Genomic DNA, 20,050 nt, shown 5'->3' with positions numbered 1-20,050 from the left:
GACGCATCCGCAAAATATATCAGTTTGATGTCATCCCATAATATTGCGTGTGCGAAGTTTTTTTAAATTCTAGATCACCGGAATACCATCATGCCCATTATCACTTTCCGCTCGACCACCACCAAGGACAAGCGCGCCTACGCTACGGCCGGCGATACGGGCACCATCCTCACCGTCGCCCGCGCCAACGGGGTGAAGATTCCCTTCGAATGCCAGGAAGGCGAGTGCGGCTCCTGCCTCATCCGTGTGGAATATGTCGAGGGCAAGCCGCGCATGGCGATTGCGCTGACGGAGCGGGAAAAGACCAAGCTCAAGGAGCTGGGCAAGATTACCGAAGAGCAGATCACGGATGCGGAAGTCAACGATGTGGCGCCGCCCTATCGTCTGGCCTGCCAGTTCATCGCCCGTGAGGAAGAAGTCATCATCCATTACGAGCACTGCCCCGCCGAGGCGTGAAAAACGGGCTACGCCGGGCGTCTCAATCGCCGGCATGCCTGACACCACGTTTGATTGCTTTGGATTTCTGGAGGGTGCCACTTTGGACAGCGTCGGTGAATTCCTGGCTTATGCCGTAAAGCTTGAGGAGGAGGCGGCTCTTCGGTTCGGCGAACTTGCCGACGTCATGGAGAGCTGCGGCAACAAGGACGTCGCCAAGCTCTTCCGGCGGCTGTCGGATTATTCGAGGATGCATCTCGCGGATGCCCGCGCACGCGCGACGTTCCGCGAGATGCCCGATCTGAAGGCTGGTGAATACAATTGGCCCGATCTCGAAAGCCCGGAAACGGCGGGGATCTGGGCCGCAGACCCCTTCATCGGTCATGGCGAGGCACTCGAGATCGCCCGCGACGCGGAAGAAGCAAGCTTCCGCTATTACAAGAAGATCTTCGAGACGACCACTGACCCTGAGATCAAGGTGCTCGCCAAGGAGTTCTTCGAGGAGGAGTCCGAGCACGTCACGGAGATCCACAAGTGGATCGACGCCTACAAGGAAGGGCGGCGCGTTTCGGCCGGCTGACCCGGCGCCAGTCGCCGGTGGTGGTCCTCAGCCCCGCCGCGCCAGAAATCTCTCCGCCAGCCCCAGCGTACCCTCGGTGTAGGCCACTCCCATGGCCTGCGCCGTCGGCGTTTCAGCGTGGGAGGCGACCCAGGCGGTGAGCAGCATTCGCCGCAGCATCACGAACACGTCGAGGGCATCTTCGGCAGCGTCCGGCAGCGGCGCGCGGGTGCGGTAGCCCTCAAGCCACGCCGCCTTCAATTCCGGCACCACGGGCGAATGCTCGATGAAGGAGACGGCGGCGGCGAAGTCGTAGAGGAACCACGAGAAGCCGCAATCGTCGAAGTCGATCAGCGTCAGCTTCTCGCCTTCCACCAGAAGGTTGGCGAGGCGCAGGTCGGCATGGATCAGGCCGAAGCTGCCGGGCTGGGACAAGGGGCCGAGCCGGTCCTTCAGCACCCCGGCGGTTCGCTCCAGCAACGCGCGACCCGGCGCGTCGAGGCCCAGCGCCGCGCGAAAGTCGCCCCACAGCGGGCGCTGCCCCAGCATGCTCTCGAAATCCCACACCTTGCGGGTAAAGCCTTGCGGCCGGGTCCAGCGCCGTGCATGGGCGTGGAGGCGCGCATGGATGGCGCCGAGATGGCCGAACCATCCCGGCAGGCCCGCCCCCTCCTGCGGCTCGGCGCCGGGCACGAAGGCGAAGGCGGCCATGCGGCGGGGCGTGCCGCCATCGTCGATCTCGACGAGCCTACGCCCGTCCAGGGTCGGGATGATGCGCGGGGTGGGCACCACATCTTCGGCCCGCAGCGCCTCGATCCAGGCCAGCTCGGAGCGGATTTCCGCCGGCGTGTGATAGCCCGGCCGGTAGACCCGCAGCACTAGGTCACCCGCGCCGGCCGTGGCGCGGAAGGTGGCATTCTCGGAAATGGACATGAGGTTCAGTGCCGCGTCGGGCGGCAGGCCCCATTTCGGAAGATGGACGCGGATGATGGCTTCGATCCGCGTCAGATACTCGTCGTCATACAGCACCCGCCCGGCCCCTCGCATTAGCGGGCGGAGCCTATAGCACGGCCGGACGCGGATGGCGCCCGGCGACGCGCCACCCATCAGCGACATGCACCATCAGCCATCCGGCCGATCCAAAATCGCCCTACCCGCGCGCCGCGCGGCGCGGGGCTTCCTCGTCCTCGGCGGGGCCCTCGAACACCGCCACCAGCGCCCGGCGGATGGTGGACTGCCGGGCCGCGCCGGTGATCTTCGCGCCCATGAGGTCGGTGACATAGAACACGTCCACCGCCCGCTCGCCGAAGGTCGCCACATGGGCCGAAGCGATGTTGAGGTTCAGCCGCGACAGGGTGTTGGTCAGCGCGAACAGCAGGCCCGGCCGGTCGAGGCCGGACACCTCCACCACCGTATGGCGGTTGGACCAGGCGTTGTTCACCGTCACCTCGGGCTCCACCGTGAAGGTGCGGCGGCCCTTGGGGATCTTGCGGGCCATCACCTCCGGCAGGCGCACCTCGCCGGTAAGGGCCTGCTCCACCGCCTCCTGGATGCGGCCGGCGCGGCGCAGTTCGTCCTCGTCGCGATCGAAGGCGCGGCGCAGGGCGATGGTGTCCAGCGCCAGCCCGTCAGTGGTGGTGGAGATGTGGGCGTCCACGATGTTCGCCCCCGCCGCCGCGCACGCGCCGGCGATGATGGACAACAGCTTGGGATGATCCGGCGCCACCACGGTGAGGGTGGTGATGCCGCGCCCTGCCTCCAGCGTCGCATGGGTGGCGATGGAGCGGCCGGCGGTCTCCGCCTCGTCGATGAAGCGGGCGTGGCGCAGCTTGGTGTCGAGGTCCACCCGCAGCCAGTAGGGCGGATAGTGGCGGGCCACATAGGCCGCCACCTTCTCGTCCGACCAGTCGGCGAGCTGGGCACGGAACTGGGACTGGGCGGCGGACACGCGCTTGCCCCGGTCCACTTCCGAGAAGCCGCCGGTGAGCACCGGCTCGGTCTCGTAATAGAGCGTCTTCAGCAGCTGCGCCTTCCAGCCGTTCCAGGTGCCCGGCCCCACCGCCTTGATGTCGGCGGTGGTGAGGATGGTGAGCAGCTTCATGCGCTCGAGGTTCTGCACCACGGCGGCGAAGTTCTCGATGGTCTTGCGGTCGGACAGGTCGCGGGACTGGGCCACCTGCGACATGACCAGGTGCTGCTCCACCAGCCACACCACGGTCTCGGTCTCCACCGGGGAGAGGCCGAGGCGCGGGCAGATGCGCCGCGCGATGCGCGCCCCCGCCACCGAATGGTCTTCCGGCCGGCCCTTGGCGATGTCGTGCAGCAGTAGCGCCACATAGAGCAGGTTGCGGTTCTTCACCGTGCCCATGAGGTCGTTGGCGAGCCCGTTCTCCGGATTCACCTTGCGCTCGATCTCCGACAACACGCCGATGCAGCGCAACAGGTGCTCGTCCACCGTATAGTGGTGGTACATGTTGAACTGCATCATGGCGACGATCTTGCCGAACTCCGGCAGGAAGCGGCCGAGCACGCCCACCTCGTTCATGCGCCGCAGCACGGTCTCCGGCGCATTCTTGGAGGTCACGATCTCCAGGAACAGCCGGTTGGCCTCCGGATTCTCGCGCACGCTGGCGTCAATGAGGGCGAGGGAGCGCGCGGCAAGCTGTGTGGCGTCGGGATGGAGCGCCAGGTTGCGCTTGTCCGCCACGTGGAAGATGCGGATGAGGTTGACCGGATCCCGCTTGAAGGCCTGGTCGTCGATGACGTTCAGGCGGTCATGGTCGAGGATGAAGTCCGGCGTCTCCTTCAGGGTGATCCGGCGCGATCCGGCGCGGAACCGCTCCACCATGCCCTTCAGTCCCGGCACCGGCTTGTCGTGGCGCGCCTCCAGCGCGGCGGAGAGGATGGCGGTGAGATCACCCACATCCTTCGCCACGAGGAAATAGTGCTTCATGAAGCGTTCCACGTCCCGCTGGCCGGGATGCTCGGTATAGCCGAGGCGCTGGGCCATCTCCCGCTGCACGTCGAAGGACAGGCGGTCCTCGGCGCGGCCGGTGAGGAAGTGGAGATGGCAGCGCACCGACCACAGGAAGTCTTCGCACTTGGTGAAGAGGCGCGCTTCCTCGCGGGTGAACACGCCCTTCTGCACCAGCTCGTCGGTGGTCTGCACCCGGTAGACGTACTTGGCGATCCAGAACAGCGTGTGCAGGTCCCGCAGGCCGCCCTTGCTCTCCTTCACGTTCGGCTCGACCAGATAGCGCGACTGGCCGGACCGGCGCAGCCGCTCCTCCCGTTCGGCCATCTTGGCGGCGACGAACTCGGCGCCGGTGCCCTCCACCACTTCCTTGTCGAAGCGCTTCTCCAGGTCCTCGAACAGGCCCTTGTCGCCGACGATGTAGCGCGCCTCCAGGATCGAGGTGCGGATGGTGAAGTCGGCCCGCGCCTGCCGCAGGCACTCGTCCACCGAACGGGTGGCGTGGCCCACCTTCAAGCCCAGGTCCCACAGCATGTAGAGCATGGCCTCGGCCACGCTCTCGCCCCAGGCGGTCTGCTTGTAGGGGAGCAGGAACAGGATGTCGGTGTCGGAGCCCGGCGCCATCATGCCCCGGCCGTAGCCGCCCACGGCCGCCACCGCCATGCGCTCGGAGCGCGAGGGATTGTCGGCCGGATAGAGGAAGCTGGTGGCCACCTCGTGGGCGGAGGCGATCACCGCATCCTGAAGGGCGGAGAGCCGCATGGAGCAGCAGCGCCCGCAGCCGTCCTGCCTCAGCTGGCGCTCGGCCTCGGCGCGGCCGTCGTGGAGTGCCATCTTGAGTCGGGCGACGACGGCATTGCGCAGTTCAAGGTCGCGGCCCTTGTGGGCGGCGGCAATCTCGCGGGCCTCGACCCGGAGCTTGGTGCCTTCGAACGGTTCGCCGATGACGCGGCTGGCTTTGGGGGAGCGGACGATGGGCATGCTCGGCGATCTGAAGGCAGCAAGGGGAAGGCAGTCTATACCTTTAGCGCAAACACACCCACCCCGCGAGGGGGGCGTTTGAAATGCGCCGCCGCCCTCCTTCACCCGCATCCCCTGCCCGAAGCGCGGCTGTTACAAAGACCGGTTCAGGACCAGGAGAAGGTTTCCGTCGCGCCCGGTCGCCGCTGGTACTCTCAAGCCGGCACATCACCGCCACAGGTTGCGCGCAGGAGGGGAGCGTTAACCCTCAGATCAGCCGGAGGCGCCGCGAGGGCATCGGCACGGGCGTTCTTTACTTCCCCGCAAGGGCGGCCCCCTAGCGTCGGCCTCACCGCGGCGCATCTGCCGCGCGGCATCGGATTTTCAAGCCATGAAGCTATTGTTCTGGCGCTTCATCAGGGAGGAGGAGGGCTCCACCGCCCTCGAATACGGGCTCATCGCCGCGGGCCTCTCCATCGCCATCGTCACCGTGCTGGTGCAGATCGCCGCCACCTTCGCCCGGCTTCAGGCGTCGTCGGCCGCGGCCGGAAACTGACGGCACGGACAGCGCACCCATGTGGTTGGCTGAACTCCTCCTTCTCGGGCTCTATCCCACCGCCCTGTGCACCTGCATCGGAACGGACATCGCCCGCCGCATCATTCCCAATACCGTCATCGCCGCCCTGCTGATCGGCTTCGCGACTCTCGCCATCCTCACGCCCCTGCCCGACCTGTCCCTGCGCCTGCTGGTGGCGGTGGCGGTCACGGCGCTGGGCTTTTCCCTGTTCGCGGAGAATGTGGTGGGAGCCGGCGACGCCAAGCTCGCGGGGGTGCTGATGCTGTGGACGGACCCGGCGCAACTGCCGCTGTTCGTGCTCGCCTGCGGCCTTATCGGCGGGGTCCTGACCCTTGCCGCCCTTGCCATGCACCGTCAGGCGGACCGGCTGGTCGGCACCATCGCCGTCCCCGGCCAGACCATCCCCTACGGCGTCGCGCTGGCTGGTGCCGGGCTGCTGCTGCATCCCTACTCCAGCCTGCTCGGCGCCGGCTGACCTCGCCCCGCCGCCTGCGGGCACCCATGCCCTCCCCCGCGCACGGGTGATTTTGCCGCCGGGGCGGCAACGAAACCGTTGCCATATTGCCGGATCGCGCTCTACCCATTGGCCTACAGGTCCTTTCGCGCGCCGCGCCGCCGCGTCCACGGCCCCGGCGGTGCGCAGGAGTTCATTCATGCTCGATTGTATTGCGCCCGCCTCTTCCATGAGCCTTCCCGTCTGGTGCGTCACCAAGGAGACCTTCGCGTCTGCCGCCGTGCCGGAGACGGCTCGCCGCTTCGCCGAGGCCGCCGGCTTTGGCGGTGAGGCCGGCAAGCTGCTGCTGGTGCCCGCGCCCGAGGGAGGCCTCGCCGGCGCCCTGTTCGGCGTCGCGGCCGGGGCCCGGGCGGATGCCTTCGCCGCCGGCGCCCTACCCGGCCTGTTGCCGGCCGGCGCGTGGCGGCTGGAGGGCGAGGTGGCGAGCCCGCGCCTTGCCGCGCTGGCGTTCGCGCTGGGCACCTACCGCTTCACCCGCTACAAGGCCGCCCCCGCCCGCGACGTGCGGCTCGTGCTGCCCGAAGGGGTGGATGCCGACGCCTTGGTGCGCACCGTCGAGGCCGTGACCCTCACCCGCGACCTCGTGAACACCCCCGCCAACGACCTCGGCCCGCCGGAGCTGGAAGACGCCGCCCGCGCGCTCGCCGCCCGCCATGGCGCCGCCTTCCGCTCAGTCACCGGCGAGCGGCTGCTGGTGGAGAACTTCCCCATGATCCATGCGGTGGGCCGCGCCGCCGACCGCGCCCCGCGCCTCATCGAGATCCGCGCCGGCGATCCCGCCCACCCCAAGGTGACGCTGGTGGGCAAGGGCGTGGCCTTCGACACCGGCGGCCTCGATCTCAAGCCCTCCTCAGCCATGCTGCTGATGAAGAAGGACATGGGCGGCGCGGCGAACGCGCTGGGCCTTGCCCATCTCCTGCTCTCGCGCGGGGCCAAGGTGAACCTGCGGGTGCTGATTCCCGCCGTGGAGAATTCGGTCTCCGCCGCCGCCTTCCGGCCGGGCGACATCCTCAAGAGCCGCAAGGGTCTCTCCGTGGAAATCGGCAACACGGACGCGGAGGGCCGCCTCGTGCTCGCCGACGCCCTCGCCCTCGCCGACGAGGAGGCGCCCGAGCTGGTGATCGATTTCGCCACCCTCACCGGCGCGGCACGGGTGGCGCTGGGGCCGCAGCTTCCCGCGGCCTTCACCCAGGACGAGGACCTCGCCGCTGACCTGGCCCGTCACGCCATGGTGGAGGCCGACCCCCTGTGGCGCCTGCCGCTGTGGGCGCCCTACCAGGGCATGCTCGAGTCCAAGATCGCCGACACCAACAACGTCTCCTCCGGCGGCCTCGCCGGAGCCATCACCGCCGCCCTGTTCCTGGAGAAGTTCGTGGGCGCGGCCCGCGCCTGGCTGCACCTCGACCTGTTCGCCTGGAATTCCGGCGCCCGTCCCGGACGCCCCGAGGGCGGCGAGGCCCAGACCATCCGCGCCCTCGATGCGCTGCTGGCCGAGCGCTACGGCTAGCGCGCTTTCCGTGCGCATGGGCTCACGGAAAACGCGCTAGATTCTCTGGTTGACGCGTTTTCTTCACGCGAACCGGTGCCCACTTCGCTCGAAAACGCTCTAAGGCCCCGCCATGTCGCTTGATCCTCGCCTCACCCCGGCTCGGCCGGACCTCGCCTCGGCCGCCCTGAAGGGTCAGGTGGAGGCCGCCCGCTATGTCGAGGGCGACGTGCGCCGCGTGGCGGTGCCGGTGGCGCCGCTGCGCCGCCGGCCCGCCGGCGACGCCCCGCTCGAAACCCAGGCCCTGTTCGGCGAGACTGTCCGCGTGTTCGAGGATGATCCCGAGGGCTGGTCCTGGGTCCAGCTCGAGGCCGACCGCTATGTGGGCTACCTGCCCACCGAAGCCCTCGCGGCACCCGGCGCCGCGCCAACCCACACCGTGCGAGCCCTGCGCACCTTCCTGTTCCCCGGCCCCGACATCAAGCTGCCGCCCCGCGAAGCGCTGGTACTCGGCAGCCAGGTGGCGGTGCGGGAGATTCGCGGCGGCTTCGCGGTGACGCCCGACGGCTTCCTGCCCGCCGTGCATCTTGCCGAACGGGACCAGCGGGAGAGTGATTTCGTTGCCGTAGCCGGGCGCTTCCTGGGCGTGCCCTATCTGTGGGGCGGCCGCTCTAGCCTCGGCCTCGACTGCTCCGGCCTGGTCCAGACGGCGCTCGCCGTTACCGGCGTTGCCGCCCCGCGCGACAGCGACATGCAGGAAGCCTCCCTCGGCGAGGCTTTGCCGCTGGACGCGGAGCCCCGGCGCGGCGACCTGCTGTTCTGGCCCGGCCATGTGGGCATCGTGGAGGCGGCGGACACCCTGCTGCATGCCAACGCCTTCCACATGGCGGTGGCGCGTGAGCCCCTCGCCGAGGCGCTGGCGCGGATCTCCGCGGTCGGGCTGGAGTTGCGCAACATCCGCCGGCTCGCCTGAGCCGGACCCGACATGCTCTAACGGAAGGTGCCGTTCGCCCCACTGGCGTACAGGTCGGCGTGGGCGACCACCCGGTCCCGGCCGGAGCGCTTGGCCTCGTAGAGCGCGGCATCAGCCGCCGCCACCAGCGTGTCCGGGCTGCCCTCCTGCGTCGGAATGGTGCTGGCCACACCGAAGCTCGCCGTCAGGCGACGGCGGGGCGAGGCCGGATGGGCGATGGCCACCTCCCCCAGCAGACCGCGGACATCCTCCGCGAACGCCAGGCCCTCGGCCAGGTCCGCCCCGGACATCAGCACGATGAATTCCTCGCCCCCGTAGCGGGCGACCAGATGCTTCGTCCCCGCCGCCGCCGCCGACAGCATGCGCGCAACCCCACGCAGGGCCTCGTCGCCAGACAGGTGGCCGCGCGCATCGTTGAACGCCTTGAAGTAGTCCACATCCAGCATCACCAGGGTCAGCGGCGCGCCATCGCCGCGGGCGCGCACCCAGTCCTGGGAGAATTGCACGTCGAAGGTGCGGCGGTTGGCGAGGCCGGTGAGCCCGTCGGTGCGGGCGAGGGATGCGAGGCGCCCGTTCATGGTGCGCAGCTCGCTGTTGCGCTGGGACAGGCGGCGGGCCATCTCGTTGAAGGCCCGCACCAGCGGGGCGAACTCGGTGACGTCGTTGTCCTTCACATGGTCGGCCTCGCCCCGGCCGACGGCGGCGACGGAGCGCGTCAGCCGAGCGATGGGCGTGATGATGATGCGCTCGGCCGCGAACCACGACACCAGCAGGAAGCAAGCCAGCGCCGCGAAATGCACGAACGCCGTGGTCTGGATCTTGCGGTCGATGGGCGTAAGGACCTTGGCGGTATCCATGCCCACCACCACGCGCAGATTCAGCCCCTCGAAGCGGTTGAAGGCGAAGATCCGTTCCTTCCCGTCATAGCCGATAGTGGTGACGACGCCTTCCTTCGCGGCCATGATCTTGCGCGTCAGCGGATGGTCCGGAAAGCGGTGCTCCACGATCTCGGGCAAAGTCGGATAGCGCACCAGCACCGTCCCGCCCTCGCCCACCACATCCACGATCGCACCCGATTCCACCGCGCTGCCGGCGGCGATCCGCGAGAGCCACTGCAGGTCGAGGATGATGCCGGCCACCGCCAGCGGCTTGCCCCCCGGCGCGCGCTCGGCGCGCAGCATGAAGACGGAGTTGAGCCCGCTGACCGGTGAAAATGACAGCTCGGTCATGAGCATGTCCTCGGCGGCGAGGGCCTCTTGGAAGAACGGCCGATCCGCGATGTTGACGCCCATGGCCAGCGGCGCGTGGGCGCATTTCACGTCGCCGTCCGGGGTGGCGATGAAGACGCCCTGGATGCCGGCCACCTCGTCGGCGAGCCGGGTCACGAAGGGGATGCAGGCCGCCGGATCTTCCAGCAGGTCCTCCGCCTGCCGCGACACCACGTCGAGCACGGTGCGGGCCCGCGTCAGCCCTTCGAGCTGGGCCAGCGTGGCGCGGCGGACCAAGTCGCGCACGTCATCCTCGAGGGACTGGATCTGGTCCCGGCGATCCGCGACGAGGGCCATGAGGCGCTCCACGGAGAGGGGCACGGCAACGAGGCAAATGAGAAAGAGAATGCGCAGGCGCAGGCTGGAAAGCCGTCTCGAAGCGACAGGTGCCTCTTCGCCGCTACGCTCGACCATGCTCGGTCACGCTCCCCACCGGCTTCTTCTCGAAGGTGCCACCAGGAGTGTTGTAAACGCTTCTTGATCGGATGGGGAGATCGGTCCATCTGCTGCCGGACGCACAGGTCTGGCGGGCGGCGGCGCCCCGTCGCCTGTGGCGATCGCATGGACTTCACCTGCAGCGGCATCGGCGCTCCAGGCGTTACAGGCGTTCCAGGACTGCACCTGGGGAGAGGTCAGGGCATCATGAACACACAAGCCGAGGCGCAGGACGCAGCGTCAGGTCTTCACGCCGTGCGCGCGGAGGTCCTGTCCGCCTGCCGCGACGCCGGGCGCGATCCGGCCACCGTGACGCTGGTGGCCGTCTCCAAGACCTTCCCGGCCCCCGAGATTGTGCCGGTCCTGGCCGCCGGCCAGAGGGTGTTCGGCGAGAACCGGGTGCAGGAGGCGCAGGGCAAGTGGCCCGCCTTGCGCGCGGACTATCAAGGCGTCGAGCTGCATCTCATCGGGCCGCTGCAATCCAACAAGGCGCGCGAGGCGGTGGAGCTGTTCGACGTGATCCACACCGTGGACCGGCCGAAGATCGCCGCCGCACTGGCCGGGGAGATGGCCCGCCAGGGCCGGAACCCGCGCCTGTTCGTGCAGGTGAACACCGGAGCCGAGCCGCAGAAGGCCGGCGTCCTGCCGGAAGCCGCGGACGCCTTCATCGCCGAATGCCGGGAGCGCCACGGGCTAAAGATCTTCGGCCTGATGTGCATTCCACCCGCGACGGACGTGCCCGATCCGCATTTCGCGCTGCTGGCCAAGATCGCAGCGCGCAACGGCATTTCGGGCCTTTCCATGGGCATGAGCGCCGACTTTCCGGCCGCCATCCGCCAGGGCGCGACGCACGTGCGCGTGGGCAGCGCCATCTTTGGCCACAGATCCTTGCCCAACGAGGCTTGAAGTCCCCGCAGAACGCCGCTATAGAGCACCCCTCTCGCGAGATGCTCCCATCGTCTAGCGGTCTAGGACGTCGCCCTCTCACGGCGAAAACAGGGGTTCGAGTCCCCTTGGGAGCGCCAATCTTTTCAATACCTTAGCCCCGCCCGATGCGGGGCTTTTGTGTTTCTGGGAAGAATTTGGGGAGTATGCGTCGGCGGACGCGGGCGGATTTTGGCGGGATTTGGCGAGTCGGTGAAGGGGCGAACGTCGCCCCATGGGATTCTCAGTGGGAGCGCTCCGCTCCTCGGGATGCGTAGCCTATTTTGCTATCCGACCTGGAAGCGGACGATTGCGGGGTGCTGAGCGCTTTCGCCGCCTGCCATCGTGTGGCGATGTTGCGGTTGCCAGTGCCTTGGAAATTGGTCGATCGGGCTACTTTCTCCTTGCCTCACAAGACGACATTAACCATCCATGACGGAAAAGTCCGATGGACGGGAAATTCAAGATCGGGGGAGTGCGTCGTGCCACGAGGGAGAAAGCCGGGGAGCAAGAATGGTACAGCAAAGGCCATAAAGCCCGGCCCTTCGATAGCAGCAACGCTGTTCGCATCGGCCGACAAGCTGCGCGGAAACATGGATGCCGCCGAATATAAACACGTCGCACTCGGCCTGATCTTCCTGAAGTATATTTCCGACCGCTTCGATGCCCGTATCGCTGAGGTCAAGGCGAACCCGGAAGAGGCGTGCCTGCTCGACGATCCGGACGCCGCCCGCGACCTTATCATTAGTGAAGGGATCTTCTTCGTGCCGGAGCGGGCGCGCTGGACCTTCCTGAAGGAGAACGCCACCAGCACCAAGCCGACCATCGGCGAATTGGTCGATCAGGCCATGATCGCCATCGAGGATGAGAATCCCACGCTCAAGGGCGTGCTTACCAAGAACTACGCTCGGCAGGAGCTGGATCAGACCAAGCTAGGCGAGGTGCTGAAACTGTTCTCGGACATCAAGTTCGAGGATGCGCATCACGGACAGGACATGCTGGGCCGCGTCTATGAATACTTCCTCGGCGAGTTCGCCAAGTTGGAAGGCAAGCGCGGAGGGCAGTATTACACGGCGGGATGCGTGGTGAAGCTGCTGGTCGCCATGCTAGAGCCGTTCAAGGGCCGCGTTTACGATCCCTGCTGCGGGTCGGGCGGAATGTTCGTGCAGTCGGAGCGCTTCGTGGAGGAGCACGCCGGAAAGCACGTCGACCCAAAAAAGGCGCGAGACCAGATCGCCGTCTATGGGCAGGAGAGCAACGCCACCACTTGGCGGCTCGCCAAGATGAACCTCGCCATTCGAGGCATTGAGGCGAACCTTGGCTCCAAGTGGGCCGACACCTTCCACGAGGATCTGCACAAGGGACTGATGGCGAAGTATGTCCTTGCCAATCCGCCCTTCAACGACAGCGACTGGAGCGGCGACAAGCTGAAGGGTGACGCGCGCTGGCGCTATGGCGTGCCGCCGGCGGGCAACGCCAACTTCGCGTGGCTCCAGCACATCATCTACCACCTCGCGCCGGATGGCTACGCCGGCGTGGTGCTGGCCAACGGCTCGCTCTCCAGCCAGCAGTCCGGCGAGGGTGAGATACGCCGCGCACTGATCGAGGGCATCACGGTTGGCGAGGGCGGGCGGCAAATCCATTACCCCGGCCTCGTCGATTGCATCGTGGCGCTGCCGGGCCAGCTCTTCTCCACCACGCAGATACCCGTCTGCCTCTGGTTCCTGACCCGCGACAAGTCGAACGGCCTCTCGCGCGACAAGAAGCTGCGCGACCGGACGAACAATATCCTGTTCATCGACGCGCGGGGACTCGGCACCATGGTCTCGCGCACCATGAAGGAACTGACCAGCGACGGTGAAGGCAACGACATCGATAGGATCGCCGACACCTATCATGCCTGGCGAGAGGTCGGCGGGCACTATCAGGACGTGCCCGGCTTCGCCAAGTCCGCCACGATCGAGGAGGTGGCGGCGCAGGACTACGTGCTTACGCCGGGGCGTTATGTCGGCACCGAGGCAGCAGAGGAAGACGAAGAGGGCTTTGACGCCAAGATGACCCGGCTCACCAAGGCTCTGCGCGAGCAGATGGCCGAGGGCGCGAAGCTGGACGAGTGCATCCGCAAGGCACTGGCAGGGGTCGGCCATGGCTGGTGAGTGGAGAGCCACCACGCTTGGCGATGTGATCGAGCTAAAAAGAGGATATGACCTCGCCTCAACGCAGAGGACGCCAGGGCCCATTCCGATTGTATCGTCGAGTGGGCCGAGCGGATCACATACAGAATCAATGGTGCGCGGACCGGGTGTCGTGACAGGTCGCTACGGCACCATTGGTCAAGTATTCTACGTCCGGTCTGATTTTTGGCCGTTGAATACGACGCTATATGTGCGTGATTTCAAGGGGGCAAACCCTCGCTTCGTCGCTTACTTCTTGAAGACACTCGACTTTCAAGCCTACACCGACAAGGCAGCCGTACCGGGCATAAACAGGAACGACGTGCACCGTGCCGAGGTGCTTTGGCCGCCAGTCAGCGTCCAAGAACAGATCGCTCACCTGCTCGGCTCCCTCGACGACAAGATCGAGCTGAACCGGCGCATGGCGGCGACGCTGGAGGAGATGGCGCGGGCGTTGTTCAAGAGTTGGTTCGTGGACTTCGACCCTGTCCGCGCCAAGGCTGAGGGCCGTAACCCCTGCCTCCCCGCTGCCACCGCCGCCCTGTTCCCCGACAGGTTCGGAGAGGGCGGCCTACCGGAGGGGTGGAGCAAGGCATCGCTTCTTGACCATGCACGTCTCATATCTGGCGGCACTCCGAAGACCGAGGAGCCGACATACTGGGGCGGTCCTATTTTGTGGGCCAGTGCAAAGGACGTCAGCCAGTGCGCTGACCGGTTTCTCACAGTCACCGAACGCACCATTACGCGTCGCGGGGTAGAAGAAAGCGCCACTCGCATGGTGCCGGCCCTGTCAACAGTTGTTGTGGCGCGCGGTGCAACGACGGGACGGCATTGTCTTTTCGGGCGCGAGATGGCCATGAACCAGACCTGCTATGCACTTCACTCGGAGGCGCAAAGGCCGTTTTGGCTTGCCTGCACATTTTCGGCGCTGGTCGCAGAGTTGGTGCATGGCGCCCATGGCTCTGTGTTCGACACGATCACCACCACGACACTTCAAACAGCAAAGATCGTTCACGGTAGCGACGAGGTTATTTCTGCTTTCGAGCGTTTCGTTCATCCCATCTACGAGCGCATTCTCAGCCTTGTGGAAGAAGCAGTGGCATTGCGCGCCCTCCGTGACACCCTGCTGCCCAAGCTCATCTCCGGCGAACTCCGCATCAAGGACGCCAACAAAGACGTAGAGGCGGCCTGAGGCATGCCCTACACGCTCCAGATGCTGCGCGCGCTTATCGAGGCCCACCCTGACAGGGCAGAGCCCTTGCGCATCCATATCGAGGCGCTGGAGCGCAGCATAGAGAGCCAGCCCGCCTTCTGCCTCCAGAGCGTCCGCACCCTGTTCGAGGCCGCGCACGCCACCATCGGCCTGCATCTTGGTATCACCTTCGGCAAGGATGAACAGTTCCATCAGCGCACGCGCACGCTGTTGAACGCCATGGACTTTTCGGTCGCGGATCACCCCGAGGCCGTGAAGATCAACGAGACCATCACCCGGCTGCTGGGCAGCATCAACGGCGCGGCTCATGCCCTCGCGGAACTAAGCAACATCCCCAACATGCGCCATGGTGGCTCGCTTGATTGGGGCACCCTCCAGCGCCAGCACGCGCTTATGCTTGGCGGCCTTTGCGACAGCCTCGTTGCGTTCCTGTTTGATGTCGCCTGGAGCCGTACCGCCCCGGACGGAGCGGCTGGGGACAAGCCCAGCTACGACGAGCACGGCGCCTTCAACGCCTATCTCGATGACGAGTACGACGCGATCGAGATCGCAGGCGCGACCTTCGACCCTAGCTATGTGCTGTTCCGCCTCGACGAGACCACCTACGATGCGGCGCGTCTCGACTGGGAGGCTGAACGAGACGAAGGCAAAGATGCGGATGAGGAGGCCGCTGCATGACGCGTGTCGCCGTCAGACCAGAATTATTGCGCTGGGCGCGTGAGCGCGCCGGAGTGATGGCGGCTGACGAATTGACGGGGCGCTTCCCCAAGCTCCCGGAGTGGGAAGCGGGAGACATAAGGCCCACGCTGAAGCAGTTGGAGGACTTCGCCCGCGCCGTGCATGTGCCGGTGGGCTACCTGTTTCTCCCCAGCCCCCCGGACGAGCCGCTGCCGATCCCAGACTTCCGCACCCATGACGGGCGAGGCGTGCGCCGCGCCAGCCCGAACCTGATCGACATGCTTTATGCCTGTCAGGAGCGGCAGGGATGGTATCGCGAGTTCTCCCTTGCCAGCCGGATGCCGGAAGCCGACTTCGTGGCCAGCGCCACGCTTGACCAACGCCCCGAGGAGGTCGCGGCGGCGATGGCGCAACGTCTCGGCTTCGACCTTTCCGCCCGGGCTGCTTGTCGGACATGGGAGGAGGCACTGCGCCTCTTCATCGGGCAGGCTGAGAAACTCGGCGTGCTGGTGATGGTCAGCGGCATCGTTCTGTCCAACACCCACCGTGCGCTTGACCCGCAGGAGTTCCGGGGGTTCGCGCTGGCTGACCGTCGCGCGCCACTTATCTTCATCAATGGGGCGGACAGCAAGTCCGGCCAGATGTTCACCCTCGCGCACGAACTGGCCCACCTATGGCTTGGGGCGTCTGCGCTGTCCGATGCGACTGCCGCCACCCTGAATGGACATCGCCGGGAAGAGGTCTGGTGCAACGCGGTCGCAGCCGAACTGCTGGTGCCGCTGGCTGCCTTCCGGTTGGCCGTGCAGCCCGGCGAAGCCATCGATGCCGCAATGCAGCGTCTTGCGCGACAGTTCAAGGTCAGCACGCTAGTGATTTTGCGGCGGCTTCTTGATGCAGGCGTCATCACGCGCGATGCCTTCGGGCAGGTATGGGCCATGGAGCGTGAACGTCTCCGCGCATTGGCCGAAGCCGCAGGGTCCGGTGGCGGCGACTTCTACCGAACAACCCTGTCCCGCGTCGGCAAACGCTTCGCTCGTGCGCTGGTCGAGAGCACGCTGGAGGGCCAGACCCTCTATCGTGACGCCTTCCGCATGTTGGGTGTCGCTAAAACCGAGACCTTCAACACGATCGGTCGTGAGCTGGGGGCGATGCTTTGATGCGCTACCTGCTGGACACCAACATTTTCATCCAAGCACGCAACCTGCACTATGGCTTCGACTTCTGCCCGGCCTTCTGGGAATGGCTCATTGCCCAGAACGCCGCGGGGTTGGTCGGCAGTATCGACAAGGTCTCCGACGAATTGGTTGCAGGTAGCGACGACCTTGCCGACTGGGCGAGGGCACGGGGCGACGCCTTCTTCCTGCCACCTGACGCTTCGGTTGTTCCTGCGCTCGGGCGCGTGAGTGCTTGGGCAACAGCGCAGGCCTACGAGCGCGCAGCCATCGCAACCTTCCTACAGGTTGCTGATTACTGGCTGGTCTCCCACGCTCTCGCGCACCGTTGCACTGTGGTTACCCATGAGGTGCCAGCGGACACAGTGCGCAAGATCAAGATACCCAACGCCTGCATTGGGCTGACTGTGTCCTGCATCAGCCCCTACGAAATGCTCCGGCGCGAGCGCGCCCGCTTCGTGCTCGGTCGACCGGAGGGCACATGAGCGACACCTACCCTACCCCCCCCCACAGCCCACGGATGGAACTGGCCGAGGAAGCCGTCGAGTTGGCGGCGCTCTCGTGGTTCGAGTTGCTTGGTTGGCGGAGCGTGCCGGGTGACTATCTCGCACCGGATGGGTCTATGGGTGCGCGGGCGGACTACCGCGAAGCGATCCTAGAACCTGAACTGCGCAGCGCCATTGCCTCCCTTAATCCCGAGGCAACCGCCGACATGGTCAATTCGGCCGTGCTCAAGATCAAGGCGTCACAGAGCCAGGACCTTATCGAGAATAACCGCCTATTTCACCCGTTCCTCGTCAGCGGCGTGCCGGTCGAGGTGAACGAGAAGGGGACCACGCGCACCATTGGTATCAAGATCATCGATCAGGAGAGCCCAGGGGCCAACCGGCTGCTGGTAGCCAACCAGTTCATCGTGAAGGGCGAGAAGGGCACGGTTCGCGCGGACGTCACTGCGTTCATCAACGGCCTGCCGGTAGCGGTTCTGGAGCTAAAGAGCCCATCGGACGCCTCCGCAACACTGGAGAAGGCTCACAGCCAGTTGACGACTTACAAGACGAGGGCACCGGAGCTGATGCGCACCAACCAGGTGCTTGTAATCAGCGACGGCAGCAACGCACGCATCGGGTCACTGACAGCTCAACTGGACCGCTTCGTTCCATGGAGGACGATTGACGGTGTGGACATTGATGACGCCGGGCGCTCTGAACTTGAAGTTCTGATTCGTGGCGTGTTCGCGCCCGAGCGCTTTATCGAGCTGATTTGCGACTTCATCGCTTTTGAGATCAAGGACGGGACGGTCAAGTCCAAGAAGCTAGCCGCCTATCACCAATTCCATGCGGTGCGGAAGGCACTCGCTTCGACACTAGCCGCGACCCAGTCCGGCAGCCGTAAGGGCGGCGTCGTCTGGCATACGCAGGGCTCGGGGAAGTCGTTGACTATGCTGTTCTTCGTGCGGCAGCTCCAGCTTGCTAAGGCGCTGAGGAACCCCACCATCGTACTCGTCACCGACCGCAACGACCTCGACGACCAACTCTTCGGCACGTTCGCAGATCATGGCGCAGCCCTTCGCATGACGCCAATGCAGGCAGAGACTTCGGAAGAGATGCGCCGCTTGCTTGCAGTCGATATCGGCGGTCTGGTCTTCACGACCATTCAGCGCTTCAGGGGCGAGGACGGCTCGCACCCCCTCCTCACCGATCGCAGCAACGTAATCGTCATCGCCGACGAGGCGCACCGCACACAATACGGCTTCAAGAAGCGCTACGTGGAGCGAGACGGCGGCGTGCGAGAGGCTGTGGGATTTGCTGACTATCTCAGGCAAGCACTCCCTCAAGCCACAGTCGTAGGCTTCACAGGCACGCCAATCGAGGAGCGGGACCGCGATACCTACGGTACGTTCGGGGACGTCATCGATACCTACGACATGACCCGTGCCGTCCAGGACAACGCAACGGTCCCGATCCATTACACCGCTCGACTTGCCCGTCTGCACCTAGCCCTAGATGACGACGAACGCGCGCAGCTTGATGCGCTGGCTGAGGAATTGGCTGAAGGTGATGATGCTGCCGTGGAGCGCATCAAGGGCAAGCTGGCACGTTTCGAGGAGGTGGTGGGCGCACCTGAGCGCGTCGCCCAGATCGCCGCTGATGTGGTGGAGCACTTCGACACGCGGCGCGATGCCATGGCAGGTGGCAAGGGAATGATCGTGACGATCAGCCGCCGTGTCGCTGTGATGCTCTATGACGAGATCGCCAAGCTCCGACCCGCTTGGGTTTCAGCCGACACCAGCGACGACAAGTCGGGCCTCATGAAGGTGGTAATTACAGGCAACCGCGCGGACGATCCCCAACCGCTGCAGCCCCATTTGCGCACCAAGACCCGGCTGGAGGCAATGGCGACCCGGTTCAAGGACCCGTCGTCCGGCTTCAATCTCGTTATCGTTCGTGACATGTGGCTGACCGGGTTCGACGCGCCATCCCTTCACACATTGTACATTGACAAGCCGATGCGTGGGCACGGCCTTATGCAGGCGATTGCGCGTGTCAACAGGGTTTGGGGTGACAAGCCTGGTGGGTTAGTGGTCGACTATCTCGGGATCGGCGCCGAATTGAAGGCGGCTCTTGAAAAATATACCCAAGGCGACCGTGACCAAGTGCGCATGGACCCCGATGAAGCTGCGCGTCAAACACTCACATTGCTTGAAAGTGCCTTGGCGCTGCTGGATGGCGTTGAATGGAAGAATTTTTTCTCTGCACCACCAACCATACGCCTGACGATCCTCAAGCAATGCCTCGAACACTTGCTGGCAACTGGCAGGCGTGACGGGTTTATCGAGACGGGGTTCAAGCTGGAAGTGGCCTATGCGATCAGCGCGGGCGACGACCGGGTCAAGGAGCGCGCGCACGAGATTGCAATGGTCGTGGCGCTGCGGGCAAACTTGGCGAAGTACACAACGGGCGCGGGACGGAGTCGCGCTACGGTGGAGCGCGACATCCGACAGCTGCTGTCGAGGGCAGTGATGGCGGACGGTATCCTTGACGTGTTCAAGTCCGCAGGGCTGGAGCAACCGGACCTCTCCATCTTCTCAGACGAATTTCTTGCCGAGGTGCGCGGTACCAAGCAGAAAAACCTCGCTGTTGAGACGTTGCGCCGCCTGCTCGCCGATGAGATCAAGGCCAACGCTCGGACCAACATCGTCCAGTCTCAGAAATTGAGCGAGCGCCTGGACGAGGCACTCCGCAAATACCACAACCGTGCTGTTGATAGTGTGCAGGTCATTGAGGAGTTGATCGCGCTCGCAAATGATATAAGAGCCCATGTAGTGCGGGCGACTCAATTAGGCTTGTCTCAAGAAGAAGTAGCTTTCTATGAGGCGCTGGCTGAAAATGGATCGGCGCGAGAATTGATGGCTCATGATACGTTGCGCACGCTGGCAAAGCTCTTAGTGGCGACTATCCGTGCATCGGCGACCATAGACTGGACCCGGAAAGAAGGTGTTCGCGCCAAGATGCGAATTGAGGTGCGGAAGCTGCTCGCTCGTTATGGCTATCCACCAGACCTTCAAAAGGCTGCGGTCGACTTGGTTGTTCGCCAAGCCGAGGCAATCGCTATCGACTGGGGCTAAAGCTGTGCATCACCATATAAATTGCATTCACCCAAAGGACTTTCTGTTGTGAACAGTGCTTCAAGTGCAGCTTATTCATCGGA

Annotated in this window: 16 protein-coding genes and 1 tRNA gene; 14 read left to right on the top strand and 3 right to left on the bottom strand. The window is 65.3% G+C overall.

Features of this window, described 5'->3' with window-relative positions; genetic code table 11:
• The first annotated feature begins 90 nt into the window (after positions 1–90).
• Both V5F66_RS14800 and V5F66_RS14795 read left to right on the top strand, forming a co-directional pair.
• Positions 91–456, top strand: coding sequence for a 2Fe-2S iron-sulfur cluster-binding protein (locus tag V5F66_RS14800; RefSeq protein ID WP_011995945.1), 366 nt, complete (start codon positions 91–93; stop codon positions 454–456).
• A gap of 82 nt (positions 457–538) precedes the next feature.
• Positions 539–1,015: a ferritin-like domain-containing protein gene (locus tag V5F66_RS14795; RefSeq protein ID WP_041575040.1), complete on the top strand. Its 477-nt coding sequence runs from the start codon at positions 539–541 to the stop codon at positions 1,013–1,015.
• Positions 1,016–1,042: 27 nt separating this feature from the next.
• Here V5F66_RS14795 and V5F66_RS14790 read toward each other — a convergent pair whose 3' ends face one another.
• A complete protein-coding gene (locus V5F66_RS14790) occupies positions 1,043–2,023 on the bottom strand; it encodes a phosphotransferase enzyme family protein (protein ID WP_394094134.1) in 981 nt (326 codons plus the stop codon).
• 121 nt (positions 2,024–2,144) lie between these two features.
• On the bottom strand, positions 2,145–4,949 hold the full coding sequence (locus tag V5F66_RS14785; RefSeq protein ID WP_394094133.1) for a [protein-PII] uridylyltransferase: 2,805 nt from the start codon (positions 4,947–4,949) through the stop codon (positions 2,145–2,147).
• 370 nt (positions 4,950–5,319) lie between these two features.
• Between V5F66_RS14785 and V5F66_RS14780 the strand changes: the two genes are divergently transcribed.
• The 4 genes from V5F66_RS14780 to V5F66_RS14765 all read left to right on the top strand — a co-directional run bounded on the left by V5F66_RS14780 (position 5,320) and on the right by V5F66_RS14765 (position 8,478).
• Entirely contained in the window at positions 5,320–5,484 is a 165-nt protein-coding gene (locus V5F66_RS14780) for a Flp family type IVb pilin (protein WP_011995941.1), read from the top strand.
• 19 nt (positions 5,485–5,503) lie between these two features.
• Positions 5,504–5,980: an A24 family peptidase gene (locus V5F66_RS14775; RefSeq protein ID WP_394094132.1), complete on the top strand. Its 477-nt coding sequence runs from the start codon at positions 5,504–5,506 to the stop codon at positions 5,978–5,980.
• Between the two features lie 178 nt (positions 5,981–6,158).
• The gene (locus tag V5F66_RS14770) at positions 6,159–7,526 is read left to right on the top strand and encodes a leucyl aminopeptidase family protein (protein WP_393999735.1); all 1,368 of its coding nucleotides are present in this window, start codon (positions 6,159–6,161) and stop codon (positions 7,524–7,526) included.
• A gap of 112 nt (positions 7,527–7,638) precedes the next feature.
• Positions 7,639–8,478, top strand: coding sequence for a C40 family peptidase (locus V5F66_RS14765; RefSeq protein ID WP_394094131.1), 840 nt, complete (start codon positions 7,639–7,641; stop codon positions 8,476–8,478).
• 17 nt (positions 8,479–8,495) lie between these two features.
• Here V5F66_RS14765 and V5F66_RS14760 read toward each other — a convergent pair whose 3' ends face one another.
• On the bottom strand, positions 8,496–10,160 hold the full coding sequence (locus tag V5F66_RS14760) for a sensor domain-containing diguanylate cyclase (protein ID WP_011995937.1): 1,665 nt from the start codon (positions 10,158–10,160) through the stop codon (positions 8,496–8,498).
• A 228-nt stretch (positions 10,161–10,388) separates the two neighbouring features.
• Between V5F66_RS14760 and V5F66_RS14755 the strand changes: the two genes are divergently transcribed.
• From V5F66_RS14755 to V5F66_RS14720, 8 genes are all read left to right on the top strand, one after another.
• On the top strand, positions 10,389–11,087 hold the full coding sequence (locus tag V5F66_RS14755) for a YggS family pyridoxal phosphate-dependent enzyme (protein ID WP_394052810.1): 699 nt from the start codon (positions 10,389–10,391) through the stop codon (positions 11,085–11,087).
• A 43-nt stretch (positions 11,088–11,130) separates the two neighbouring features.
• Positions 11,131–11,206 (top strand) — tRNA-Glu (locus tag V5F66_RS14750).
• Positions 11,207–11,587: 381 nt separating this feature from the next.
• Positions 11,588–13,261 carry a type I restriction-modification system subunit M gene (locus V5F66_RS14745; RefSeq protein WP_394094130.1) on the top strand — a complete coding sequence of 558 codons (1,674 nt, stop codon included), beginning with the start codon at positions 11,588–11,590 and terminating at the stop codon, positions 13,259–13,261.
• Positions 13,251–14,471: a restriction endonuclease subunit S gene (locus V5F66_RS14740; protein ID WP_394094129.1), complete on the top strand. Its 1,221-nt coding sequence runs from the start codon at positions 13,251–13,253 to the stop codon at positions 14,469–14,471. Before V5F66_RS14745 ends, V5F66_RS14740 begins: the two co-directional genes overlap by 11 nt.
• Positions 14,472–14,474: 3 nt before the next feature.
• The gene (locus V5F66_RS14735; protein WP_394094128.1) at positions 14,475–15,170 is read left to right on the top strand and encodes an abortive infection family protein; all 696 of its coding nucleotides are present in this window, start codon (positions 14,475–14,477) and stop codon (positions 15,168–15,170) included.
• Positions 15,167–16,327: an ImmA/IrrE family metallo-endopeptidase gene (locus tag V5F66_RS14730; RefSeq protein WP_394094127.1), complete on the top strand. Its 1,161-nt coding sequence runs from the start codon at positions 15,167–15,169 to the stop codon at positions 16,325–16,327. Before V5F66_RS14735 ends, V5F66_RS14730 begins: the two co-directional genes overlap by 4 nt.
• The gene (locus V5F66_RS14725) at positions 16,327–16,827 is read left to right on the top strand and encodes a DUF4411 family protein (protein WP_394094126.1); all 501 of its coding nucleotides are present in this window, start codon (positions 16,327–16,329) and stop codon (positions 16,825–16,827) included. Before V5F66_RS14730 ends, V5F66_RS14725 begins: the two co-directional genes overlap by 1 nt.
• A complete protein-coding gene (locus V5F66_RS14720) occupies positions 16,824–19,967 on the top strand; it encodes a type I restriction endonuclease subunit R (RefSeq protein ID WP_394094125.1) in 3,144 nt (1,047 codons plus the stop codon). The genes V5F66_RS14725 and V5F66_RS14720 overlap by 4 nt, the downstream gene beginning before the upstream one ends.
• Positions 19,968–20,050 lie beyond the last annotated feature (83 nt).

Source organism: Xanthobacter versatilis (assembly GCF_043193975.1).
GTDB classification, from domain to species: domain Bacteria; phylum Pseudomonadota; class Alphaproteobacteria; order Rhizobiales; family Xanthobacteraceae; genus Xanthobacter; species Xanthobacter autotrophicus_E.
The sequence above is the reverse complement of the archived record's forward strand: the minus strand, read 5'-3'. Positions and strand labels throughout refer to the sequence as shown.